Consider the following 11,544-nt stretch of genomic DNA (forward strand, 5'->3'; position numbering starts at 1 on the left):
CCCGCCGCTCTCCACTAAAGTAACGGAACCATACTCAACTTATCTCGAATTCAAGTCTTCAAGATAAGGGGGCTATAATGAAAGACAATTTAATTTCTGAATTACTTTTTGATAACACCTCTTATAAGCCTACTAAGGTATGTTCATGCTATACTGTGAACAAACTAATGGCACAAAGGATGGTGCATCATGCAAGAAGCTCAATCACTAGAACATGTCCAATCATTTGTTAAGCAAGAAAAAATATCGTTACTTTATATTTCACGCCCTAATTGTTCAGTCTGTGTCTCATTACTTCCTCAGATTGAGGAGTTGCTTAAGGATTACCCACAAATTAAGTCTTTGTATATAAATGCTGAAGATATCCCTGAAATCGCAGGAGAGTATTCGATTTTCACAGTACCAGTCATCATTGTCTCCGTAGAGGGCAAAGAAATGTTACGCAAAGCGCGAATCGTTCCTATTGAAGAACTAAACCAACAACTTCATAAAATGACAAGTCTAATAGATGATTAATGGGATTCCCTTGCCACGCTGGTAAGGGAATTTCTGGTTTAAAAGGTCATAAAGAGCGGTAAATGAAAAATACTAATAATAAATGGAGGGATTATGATGCCATGGGATACCAACGATTATCCAAGCTCTCTTAAAAACTTAGATACGGCTGTACGCAAAAAGGCGATTGATATAGGGAATGCCATGTTAGATGAAGGGTATGATGAGGGACAAGCCATCCCTATCGCGACTGAACAGGCAAAAGAATGGTATGAAAATGCAAGTGAAAAAGAGATTAATCAAGTAAAACAAATGAGTGATGAGGATCTAAAAGCCCGTGATGAAGAAGATAAGCAGTATGAAAATCGACCTGAGCTTCTAGAAAAAGGAGAACATGTTGTATCACACGAAGATGGTTGGGCTGTGCAATCAGAAGATGCTAAAAAACCAGCTGAAACATATGAGCATAAAAGCGATGCAATAGAACGAGCGAAAGAGATCGCTCAGAATAAAGGCACTAGCGCCATCATTCATAGGAAAGATGGCAGCATTCAAGATAACTATTCTTATCAAGATTAACATCAAAGGTCTCTGCACTGTCGCAGGGACTTTTTATTTTTGAAACCTTTTATGTTATATAACGTAAAAACTGATACCACTAATATCGGAGGGGAACCGAATATGAGCAAATATACAATTGATCAATTTATTAACCAAACCAAACAAGATGAGAGCGAAAACGAGTATTTTGAATTGGAAACGCCGCGGATGTTAGAAGTCAACTTAGATGGTCAGGTTTGGGCTAAAGCAGGGTCGATGATTTCCTATAATGGCAATATTAAGTTTGAGCGTGAAGGAATTCTTGAGCACGGTCTTGGAAAAATGTTTAAAAAAGCATTCTCAGGTGAAGGTAGCTCACTTATGAAAGCCAATGGAAATGGAAAGTTATATTTAGCTGATGAAGGAAAGAAGATTACAATTTTTCAGTTACAAAACGAATCCATCACGGTAAATGGGAATGATCTTCTTGCCTTTGAACCTGGTGTGAATTGGGATATTCAACTCATGAAGAAAATGGCTGGCATGATGTCAGGAGGTCTTTTTAATGTGACACTAGAAGGGCAAGGTATGGTAGCCATTACCTGTCATTACGAACCTCTAACCTTAATGGTTACACCAGATCAACCTGTTATAACGGATCCTCATGCAACTGTCGCATGGTCTGGTCATCTGGAACCTGAATTTCAAACAGACGTCACGTTAAAATCATTCTTTGGAAGAGGAAGTGGCGAATCGATCCAAATGAAGTTTTCTGGGGAAGGGTTTGTCATCGTACAGCCATTTGAAGAGGTCTATTATTCTCAATCTAACGGATAAATGGAAGAATAACAGACCTTACATTCGTCCATACTGCTTGTAAAAGGGAAGGAGCGGTATGGATGATTCATCAATTAAAACGAATTGAACATAGCCCTAGAAGCAAAGCGAAATACAAGATTATTGGAGTGAGTAAAGCTGAACATGAAGAATGGCTTTGGACAGCCTTTCTCAAGCAAAAAAAGGTTGATGTTGTATTTATCTCCAAACGTCCACGCTACCTTGTTAATGGGTGCGAAGTTGAATGGAAAGGGCAGCAACACATCCCTGATGAAATTCAACAACATCTGGATAAACTCGCTTCAAAAATTGGAGAATTGTTTCAAAAAGTTGAATCGACCTAACCCCTACTTCTTAATGGAGGTAGGGTGTTTTTGTTATAAGAAATGCTCTTTTAAGGCAACAAAAAAGATGCAACCTTATGTGTTACATCTTCTGAAGTCCTTTTACTTTTCATTTTTCTCTACTAAAGTCAGCCCCTGGCTTAATGTCGAAATATTAATTTTCTCCGCTAACTTATGAGTCTCCTCTTTTGTGAAATTACCAGTTATTTGTACCTTACTTGTCTTTAGCCTTTGATTGACCTTAGGTGCGGATAAATAAGCAGGGTCCTCCTTATCTCTTTCCTCTAGGTAGGTCTGTCCTTCCTCATACCCAAACCACATTACCAATACATTATTAGGTTTTTTTGTATTACTAATTTTACTTGTCACTTCATAAAATTTCTCTTCACTCGTTAAAGAGAAAGTGACAACTGGTTGGCCATTTCCCGTTTCTTCTGATTCAGCCGAACCTTTTTTAATAATATCCTGTGAAAGCATGAGGTTATCCTGATGGTCTCGGAAAGATAATTCTTTTCCTGACTGAATCATGGTCTTTAGTTCTTCGAAACGTTCATCACTTATATCTTCCTGTAGCTTTACGGTCCAGCTATCATGATTTGAAGTAAGCTCATATTCTAATTCCGTGTAATCCATGAGCTCTTTAATAGCCTGTTCACCATGATTTTGTGAGGTAAACTGTAAGCTTTGAGTTGATTTACTATTCGTTGGAAGTAGCATAAACATAAATGCAGCTACAGCAGTAAGCGCGATAATTGTTCCTAAATAAATACCCGTCCTCTTCATAAAATTCCCCTTCGCCAAAGTTTCCTCTCATTATACATGGCAAAGGGGTGTTATGGAAGTTTATGGTTATGATTTTTGACTTTTATTGAGCTCTCGGCTCACTTTGAAAATTCCCTTTATGAGATCCATCACAAAAAGGCTTATTTTCTGATAAACCACATCTACATAATGAACAAGCTTTCTTGGTAACAAATTCATTTCCTTCTGCATCCAAAACTTTAAATTCACCTGTAACCAATAGTGAACCATTGTCTCTAACTTTAATCTCCATACGATATTTCACTCTCCTTTTACCAATCTATATGTAATAGGAAGTAGGCACATAACTAAACAATTCCCATATGATACTTACAAAATGTCTTCAATAAGAAAGAGGGATAACCATGAAGCTGTTTCCTGCTTATAAATCAACAACGGATGGTGATCAATGGGGATACATCAATAAGAAGGGTTCTTTTGAAATTGAACCTCAGTATGAACTTGCTCATGATTTTCAAGAAAATGGGTTAGCAATTGTTCAGGTTCATAACAAAAATGGTGTTATTAATACAAAAGGTGAATATGTAGTTAAACCAGATTACGATTACATTACTCAGTATAGTGAAGGGCGAGCTACAGTTCACAATGAGAAAGGTGTATGGGTGATTGATGAGAAAGGAAACATTCTAACAAGTCAGCCTTTCGACTTTATCAGTTCTTATCAACAAGGGAGAGCACTCTATCAAGAAACGAATGAAGAGAATAACAATGTCTTATATGGCTACTTAGATCGTGATGGGGGAATTTTAATTCCTGCTCAATATCAATCTGCTACTGATTTTCAAGATGGGGTGGCTGTTGTTCAAACGCAAGAGGGCCAATATCAATTAATTGCACGAGACACGAGCATTCTATATAAATATCCTTATGAATATGTTGGTCAATATGGGCAGGGCATGCTTGCTTATCAAGAAGAAGGTGATCCGAAGTATGGATTTATTGATAAATCTGGAAAGGTGATAATTCCCCCTTCATTTGATGCAGTTCAACCTTTTAGTGAAGGTCGTGCTGTCATAAATAAAATTGAGGATTATCTTTATTCTTATGGGCTAATTGATCAAAAAGGAAATATAATCTTAGAGCCTACTCATTCAGATATTAGTAGATTAGGGGAAAAAAGAATAGCAGTGGGTAAAGCAATTAAGGAAGAGCAACCTTATTTAGGTGTAAGGTACGCAATAGCAGATCTTAATGGGAACTTCCTCTCTGATTATCGATATCAAAATGTTCTACCTTATGAGAAAGGGTATGCTTCAGCTCATGATGATGAAAATACCTTTTTCTTAAATCGAGAAGGAAAGATAGCACAAAAGCTTCCTGTAGTGCCAGGTCAAGGTACGCTGCGGTTTCAAAATTCTTTGATTCAAGCAAATGTAGATTTTCAACTGATGTATTTGGATCGGAAAGGGAACGTAATCTGGAGACCGAAAAACACAATTCGGTTAAATAACCAGTTCCGGGTTTTAAGAATGAAGTATAAACCTAACCCAGATTATCTTGTGTACTACCCTGTGGTTCGAGGGATGGAAGATACTAGCGTGCAGAAACAAGTAAACGATAAGTTAAAGGGTATCTCTCAGGTCAAGCCAATCCCATCAGATGAAAAGCTAGAGTATAGTTATACAGGAGATTTTGAGATTGAGTTTTTTAAAAAATATCTTGTTGTGGTTGAGATGAATGGATCACAATATTATTTCGGGGCTGCTCATCCAATGCCAACTAAAATCTATAGTAATATCGATCTGGTATCAGGGACATTTTATGAATTGAAGGATCTGTTTAAAGAAGGTGCTCCATATGTGAAAGTGATTAGTGATATTGTAGAGCAACAAATTGTAGAGCAGGAGATAAATGTATTCCCTGATAGCTATAAAGGCATACAACCTGATCAACCATTCTATGTAAATGAAGAGTCGTTATTTATCTACTTTCCACCTTATGAAATTACACCTTATGTGGCTGGTTTCCCTACATTTGAGATTCCTTTTTCAGAGATCATGGATATAATCGATACAAAAGGGGAGTTCTGGTTATCATTTCATCATCGTGAATGATTCGACAAATAGAACTTCCGAAAATTGTCACAAATAGATAGAATCACGTGAGATCCTAACCATGATCAGCAGTTAGGGTCTTTTTTATTTCTATTATTTTTTGTCGAACTATATGTTATTTCATCGAATATATGTAATGTTTTCCTAAATTAGTATATTATAAGGATAACTATATTTCGAATCTGAGGAATTTCAGGACAGATGAGCTAAGTCAAATGATTTGAAAAGAGGGTATTCTTGTGGTTTTTCAAAAAGAGCAATTGGACAATAAGATGACTGTTGAAGATTGTTTTGAGATGTTAGATGTAGCGGGAAAATGGGGGTGCTACATAAACCATAATAGGAATAGGGTGCTCTGTAACAAATCATTCACTACAATGGTCGACAGTGAAAGTGAGCTAACCGTTGGGACATGGTTGCGCTTTTTTTCTAAAAAAGATCAATCTATCTTAAAAGTTCGAATGGAGAACCCTATTAACCAAGAGGATTTTTATATTCGTGTCTACGATAATCAACAGCAATTCAATTGGGTGAAGACATCTTTAAAGATCGTCCAGGAGGGGGTTTTTATTATCGGTGATGTTCCTGATAACATCATAGACGACGATACCAATGAGCCTGTTGAGCTAAAACAGAACTACGCAAACCAGAATGTTGATCATTTTATGACTTGGCTTTCTTTAATCGATCAAGAGATGGTATCTACCAAACCAGAATTGGAGCCACAAGTCGATGTCCTTGAACGTTTTAAAGGGGATCAACATATCAAAAGAATAATGGATGAGATCCCCCACGGCTTTTCTGTCCTTGGTGATGATTGGAGGATTCGATACATGAATCCAACTCTTGAAAAGATTGTGGGTAGACGGTTAGATGATTTGTATCAAAAGAGTTTGTGGACGGTATATCCAATTGAGCAATATCAAGATATGTATTCAAAATTAAAAGAAGCATTTGAAACACAAGAGGTAATGAAAATTGAACAATATGTTTCTGATATTGGAAAAACGATAGAGTTTACTGTTTTTCCAAACGGAGATGAAATGACTTTGTTCATTCAAGATCTTACAGAAGTTCGTTTATACACTAGGGCTTTACAAGAAACAGAGGAACGCTTTTCCCTATTAGCTGAAAATGTTAACGAAGCATTCTGGATTACAACCTCTGATTTTGAGACATGGGAATACATGAGCCCTTCATTTGAAAAAATATTTGAAATGAGTACTGATAAGGTTTATAAAGAAAAAGATCTTTGGTTGCAAGGGGTCCATGAAGAAGACCGTGATGAAGTAAACTCTGCATTTTTGTTTATGCGCTATCAGAAAGTTGCAGTGGAATATCGTTTTCAAATGAATAACGGTGATTGGAAATGGATACGTTCGAAGGGGTACCCACTCCAAAAAGGAGATAAATCCATTGTTGTAGGTGTTCATGAGGACATTACGAGCTTAAAAGAAAAAGATGAATTACAAGCAAGAACAAAACAAAATGAAACAGCTTTGAGAGTAGCGGCTGGTATTGCACATGAAATTCGAAATCCATTAACGTCCATAAAAGGTTTTATGCAACTTATGATGTCTAATCAAATGGATGTTCAGAAGTATAGCGAAATTATTTTCTCAGAACTTTCAAGGATAGAAACTATTGTGAATGAGTTTATGCTTCTAGCAAAACCTACCCAGAAAACAGAACTAGAAGAGACTGATGTACATGACATCATGATTTATGTCACTTCATTATTTAAAAACCAAATCGAGGGACAAGACATTGAACTTTTCCAAAACTTTGATCCTTCTCTCCCGCAATGCTTATCAGATCCTAAACGATTGAAGCAGATTTTTATCAATTTGGTTAAGAATGCTGTAGAGGCAATGGAGGATGGTGGAAGCTTAACAGTAAAAAGTGAATACATACAACAAGACTCAAGTCTTCGCTTTACAGTGAGTGACACCGGAAAAGGGATAGAGCAGGAAAAGCTTCAACGTATAGGAGAACCTTTTTTCACAACGAAAGAAAAAGGAACTGGTCTCGGAGTTATGGTTACAAACAAATTTGTAGAAAGCTTGGATGGACAAATTCATTACGAGAGTGAAATAGGGAAAGGCACATCTGTGATTGTAACACTTCCAATTAAACCAATATAAAAGGCGGTTATCCGAGATGGGTTCCGTTTTTTATTTCTTTAATTATAGAACATGTGTTCGATTCAGTCAATGAAGTAGATTAAAGAATCTGATCAAATACATCCATAATTCCTCTCACCTTATTGATTTTTTGACCAATGTAAATTTTTTTAGGTTTCACAAAACCATCGCGAAAGAAATATTTCCGTTCATTTCGTTTCATTTGATGAAAAATCTCTGTTCGGATTTGTTGTACCATATATTTACGGAATGGAAAGCTTTTATAGACTTGAGGATCGTAGTCTTGGATTTGATCTCGTAAAGCTGGATAGTCGTAAATTTTTCCTTCGTAAGTGATTTCCAACTTGTTGTGATAACGAAAGTCATCAGGTGTGACAAGAGAGCTTGGCTTCGCAAATAGACTGCACCCTGAGCGTTTTAAGATTTCAGAGACAAATTGTGAACAAAAATAGGAAGCTTTTACTTCAACGGGATATTTTATAGGTACCCCTAAAAGACCAATAAAATTATATTGATAGTTAAAATGATTCTTTTCAAACACATGAATGAGTCGAACTAGCTTTTCGTATTCACGTTCTGATATGTATAAGCGAAGGATGGCACAGGTGCTATTCGGATACCAGCTATAAGTACCCTTCACGAAATCCTCTCTTACAAATCCAGCCCAAAATGGGTTATCAGGTTGTTTCCTCCCAAAGCTATATAACAATTCTAGGTTTTCATCTAACGCTATAGAAGCATGGTTATAAGGCGCATTCGTTACACTCTTAATCGCTTTGTTTAAAAATGTTCCTGTATTCGTTAGAACGATATAAATAGGTCTCATGATTCCACCTCCAGTTAATCGTTAGTCTATAAATATAGTAGTATAAGTTTTGAACCATGAGTAGGTTTTTTGTAAATGTTTTCAAAAAAAGAATGAAAGTCTAAATTGTCGGTCAAGGGGGAATGGTTATATAGAAGGAGTGATGACATGTATAAAACATTAGTTGTAATGATGATCCCGTTATTGTTAATAGTAGGTTGTAATAATCGGGATTCGAATCAATCAGAGCAAAGTGAACAGTCTTCTTCTATAGAGAGCGTTAATGCAACAGTGCAGGATACTGAAGGTATAGCAACAAATCTTAAGGTGCCTTGGGATATCATTCAAACGGGTGAAGGGTTTTTCATTAGTCAACGTGGTGGAACCATTATAAAAGTTCGTGCAAATGGTGAAAAGACGGAGATGCCATTGCAATTGGAGCGTGATGTTGTACATAGAGGTGAAGGTGGGTTACTTGGCTTTGTCCTTCATCCAAACTATGCCCAAAACCAAAATGCGTATGTGTATCATACTTATGAAGAGCAAGGAAGACGGCAAAATCGTGTTGTATTATTGAAACAAGTAAACCAATCCTGGGAGGAACAGAAGGTTTTGTTGGAGGGAATCCCCGGGAGTAACATTCATAATGGGGGACGACTTGAAATTGGACCAGATCAAAAGCTCTATGTGTCTACTGGTGATGCAGCTCAAGAGAGCAATGCACAGGATTTGAATAGTCTGTCGGGAAAAATTCTTCGGATGAATTTAGATGGTTCGATCCCAAGTGATAATCCTTTTAATAACTCTTACATCTATTCTTACGGACACAGAAATCCTCAGGGGATGACTTGGAGTGAAGATGGGACCATGTATGCTGCAGAGCATGGTTCCCGAGCTTATGATGAGATTAATCTAATAAAGCCTGGTGCGAACTACGGATGGCCTGTAATACGTGGTAATGAACAAAAAGAGGGGATGGAGACACCCTTATTCCATTCAGGAGAAAATACATGGGCCCCTTCTGGTCTCACGTACCAAAATGGCCATTTATATATGGCAGGATTACGAGGTGAACAAATCCGTGAATTTGATCTTGAACAAAAATCCTCGAGAGTGTTTGTTGATGGTGTTGGGCGTGTAAGAGACATTCTTTTTGATGAAAATGATATGTACTTTATCACGAATAATACGGATGGAAGAGGTACGCCACGTCCTAATGATGATAAATTAATTAAAGTGGTGTTGAAACAAGAGAGTTGATATTGTCACATATGCCCAGCTGTTGAATACACTAACAGCGACTTCAAAAAAAGGGGAGAGTGTTCAATATGCAACATGGAAATTACGGAATGCAAAATCCTTATGGAAATCCATCACACGGGAACATGGGGTATGGTGGCCAAATGAATAACCCGATGATGAATATGCCTCAACAAATGCCACAAGGATACGGTAAGAACGATATGAAAGATCAATTAAATGGATATAAGCACTATTTCATTATCTTAGAAATGAAAGATGGTCAACAGTATGAAGGTATTGTTGAAGATATAGACGCAGAAAATGTGTACGTATTAATGCCTGTTGGAGATGAAGATGATGATGAGTCACCTGACCAACGTCAATGGGGTTATGGTGGCGGATTTGGCCCAGGATACGGCTGGGGTGGCGGATATGGTGGGGGTTATGGCTACCCACGTCGCTTCCGTCGTTTCCGTCGATATCGTTTTCCTTTCTTCGGTATCGGACGTTGGTTCTTCCCGTTCTTCTGGTAAGGGACTTTTCAAAGTCGTATGTGAGTTTTCGAAGCTCACATACGGCTTTTTTAAATACCAATAATTGCATTTCTGTAAATGAAAATCGTGCTTGCACCGTGCTGTGATCATATGCGATACTGTTAAAATGGAATTTACGCATTAGCGAATTAAAGTTTTACAACAAGAAAGGGATTTCAAAAGTGGATTTCATTACAGAGTTCTTTAAAGGAATTAACAACTTTTTGTGGGGACCTTTCATGCTTCTGTTTTTACTTGGGACAGGCATTTGGCTCACCCTTCATTTAGGTTTTATACAGGTACGTTTTTTGGGGGAAGGTTTCAAGAAGACGTTTGCCCCTCTTTTCAAAAAAGATCAAGAGGATGGAATCAATTCCTTTAAAGCATTAGCAACATCCATTTCTGCACAAGTTGGAACAGGTAACTTAGCCGGAGTTGCTACAGCAATTGCATCGGGCGGACCTGGTGCGATTTTTTGGATGTGGATCAGCTCATTCTTTGGGATGGCGACCATTTTTGCAGAGTCTGTTTTAGCTCAAACCTATAAGAAAAAGCAAGGAGCACAGCCAGTTGGTGGTCCGGCATTCTATATTCAATATGGTTTAGGAAGCAAATGGCTAGCAGGGTTCTTTGCCATTGCTATTATTATTGCTCTTGGATTCGTTGGGAATATGGTTCAATCGAATGCGATTACTGTAGCGATGAATCAAACACTGAACGCAGATAGCTTTGGCGTTCGTTTTTTGATTGGGTCATTTGTAGCATTCTTTGTTGGTCTCATTTTGTTCGGTGGTATTCAGCGTATTGCAAACTTTGCCGGTAATATTGTTCCGGTGATGGCGCTATTATATATTATCGGGAGTGTCATTATTGTTGTTTTATACTGGGATCAATTACTACCTACACTCTCCTTAATTGTCAATGCAGCTATTAATCCGAACGCGGCTGCTGGTGGTGTTTTGGGGGCAACAGTGAAAGAAGCAGTCCGTTATGGAATTGCACGTGGTCTATTCTCTAACGAGGCCGGAATGGGTTCTACCCCGCACGCACACGCAGTAGCTAAGGTTAAACACCCAGCTGAACAAGGTCTTGTGGCCATGGTGGGTGTGTTTATTGATACAGTAATCATTTGTACACTAACTGCCCTTGTTGTAATTATGACAGATGCTCACAAAACTGATTTGGAAGCTAGTGCCATTACACAAGAAGGCTTTGCTCGGGGATTAGGCGAATTTGGTATTCCATTTATCGCAGTTTGTTTACTTTTCTTTGCCTTTACTACCATCTTAGGCTGGGCTTATTTTGGAGAGGTTAATGTTCGCTTCTTATTTGGAGAAAAAGGCGTACCTCCATATCGTGCAATTGTATTATTGTTTATAGTAGTCGGGGCGATTGTAAAAGTAGAGTTCGTTTGGCAAGTTGCAGATACGTTTAACGCTCTTATGGTGCTTCCAAACATCCTTGCGCTTCTCTTATTAACAAAGGTCGTGAAGCGGTCATGGAAAGAATATAGAGAAACGAAATAACACAAAAAGTCTAGGGTTACTTCCCTAGACTTTTTTCTCTTTTATCAAGGATATATTCCACAATCGCCCCCGTTTGTGGAAGACTTGGTTTCGAGATAAAGTGCGAGGCGGTAGTGCAGGGGGGCGAGGGAATTCGGCGTCTAGCCGTGGGATTCCGTCGCCTCCCCGAGGGATTCCGTCGCTTACCCGAGCGATTCCGTCG

The 11,544-nt window shown here is 38.1% G+C and carries 12 protein-coding genes; 9 read left to right on the forward strand and 3 right to left on the reverse strand.

Annotated features, from left to right (window positions below; translation table 11 throughout):
- Positions 1-189 precede the first annotated feature (189 nt).
- The 4 genes from H514_RS0120285 to H514_RS0120300 all read left to right on the forward strand — a co-directional run bounded on the left by H514_RS0120285 (position 190) and on the right by H514_RS0120300 (position 2,216).
- Positions 190-516: a thioredoxin family protein gene (locus tag H514_RS0120285; protein ID WP_027448615.1), complete on the forward strand. Its 327-nt coding sequence runs from the start codon at positions 190-192 to the stop codon at positions 514-516.
- A 96-nt stretch (positions 517-612) separates the two neighbouring features.
- On the forward strand, positions 613-1,074 hold the full coding sequence (locus H514_RS0120290; RefSeq protein ID WP_027448616.1) for a DUF2188 domain-containing protein: 462 nt from the start codon (positions 613-615) through the stop codon (positions 1,072-1,074).
- 102 nt (positions 1,075-1,176) lie between these two features.
- Positions 1,177-1,872: an AIM24 family protein gene (locus H514_RS0120295; RefSeq protein WP_027448617.1), complete on the forward strand. Its 696-nt coding sequence runs from the start codon at positions 1,177-1,179 to the stop codon at positions 1,870-1,872.
- A gap of 62 nt (positions 1,873-1,934) precedes the next feature.
- Complete coding sequence (locus H514_RS0120300) at positions 1,935-2,216, forward strand: hypothetical protein (protein ID WP_027448618.1); 282 nt, start codon at positions 1,935-1,937, stop codon at positions 2,214-2,216.
- 102 nt (positions 2,217-2,318) lie between these two features.
- On the opposite strand, the gene H514_RS0120305 is transcribed toward H514_RS0120300, so the two are convergent.
- Positions 2,319-2,999: a SecDF P1 head subdomain-containing protein gene (locus H514_RS0120305; RefSeq protein ID WP_027448619.1), complete on the reverse strand. Its 681-nt coding sequence runs from the start codon at positions 2,997-2,999 to the stop codon at positions 2,319-2,321.
- 82 nt (positions 3,000-3,081) lie between these two features.
- Positions 3,082-3,270, reverse strand: coding sequence for a CDGSH iron-sulfur domain-containing protein (locus H514_RS0120310; protein ID WP_036843528.1), 189 nt, complete (start codon positions 3,268-3,270; stop codon positions 3,082-3,084).
- Positions 3,271-3,382: 112 nt separating this feature from the next.
- Here H514_RS0120310 and H514_RS23600 point away from each other — a divergent pair, with 112 nt between their 5' ends.
- Both H514_RS23600 and H514_RS23605 read left to right on the forward strand, forming a co-directional pair.
- Complete coding sequence (locus tag H514_RS23600) at positions 3,383-5,092, forward strand: WG repeat-containing protein (RefSeq protein WP_036843525.1); 1,710 nt, start codon at positions 3,383-3,385, stop codon at positions 5,090-5,092.
- 239 nt (positions 5,093-5,331) lie between these two features.
- Entirely contained in the window at positions 5,332-7,236 is a 1,905-nt protein-coding gene (locus H514_RS23605; RefSeq protein ID WP_036843522.1) for a PAS domain-containing sensor histidine kinase, read from the forward strand.
- A gap of 79 nt (positions 7,237-7,315) precedes the next feature.
- Here H514_RS23605 and H514_RS23610 read toward each other — a convergent pair whose 3' ends face one another.
- Positions 7,316-8,062: a hypothetical protein gene (locus H514_RS23610; protein WP_324604061.1), complete on the reverse strand. Its 747-nt coding sequence runs from the start codon at positions 8,060-8,062 to the stop codon at positions 7,316-7,318.
- A gap of 147 nt (positions 8,063-8,209) precedes the next feature.
- On the opposite strand from H514_RS23610, the gene H514_RS0120330 reads away from it, so the two are divergent.
- The 3 genes from H514_RS0120330 (at position 8,210) to H514_RS0120340 (ending at position 11,342) form a co-directional block, all read left to right on the forward strand.
- Positions 8,210-9,301 carry a PQQ-dependent sugar dehydrogenase gene (locus tag H514_RS0120330; RefSeq protein WP_027448621.1) on the forward strand — a complete coding sequence of 364 codons (1,092 nt, stop codon included), beginning with the start codon at positions 8,210-8,212 and terminating at the stop codon, positions 9,299-9,301.
- Positions 9,302-9,369: 68 nt separating this feature from the next.
- The gene (locus H514_RS24110; protein WP_051255254.1) at positions 9,370-9,816 is read left to right on the forward strand and encodes a hypothetical protein; all 447 of its coding nucleotides are present in this window, start codon (positions 9,370-9,372) and stop codon (positions 9,814-9,816) included.
- Between the two features lie 239 nt (positions 9,817-10,055).
- On the forward strand, positions 10,056-11,342 hold the full coding sequence (locus H514_RS0120340; protein WP_051255263.1) for an alanine/glycine:cation symporter family protein: 1,287 nt from the start codon (positions 10,056-10,058) through the stop codon (positions 11,340-11,342).
- Positions 11,343-11,544 lie beyond the last annotated feature (202 nt).

Origin of the sequence: Pontibacillus marinus BH030004 = DSM 16465 (assembly GCF_000425225.1) — a bacterium.
GTDB lineage: Bacteria > Bacillota > Bacilli > Bacillales > BH030062 > Pontibacillus > Pontibacillus marinus.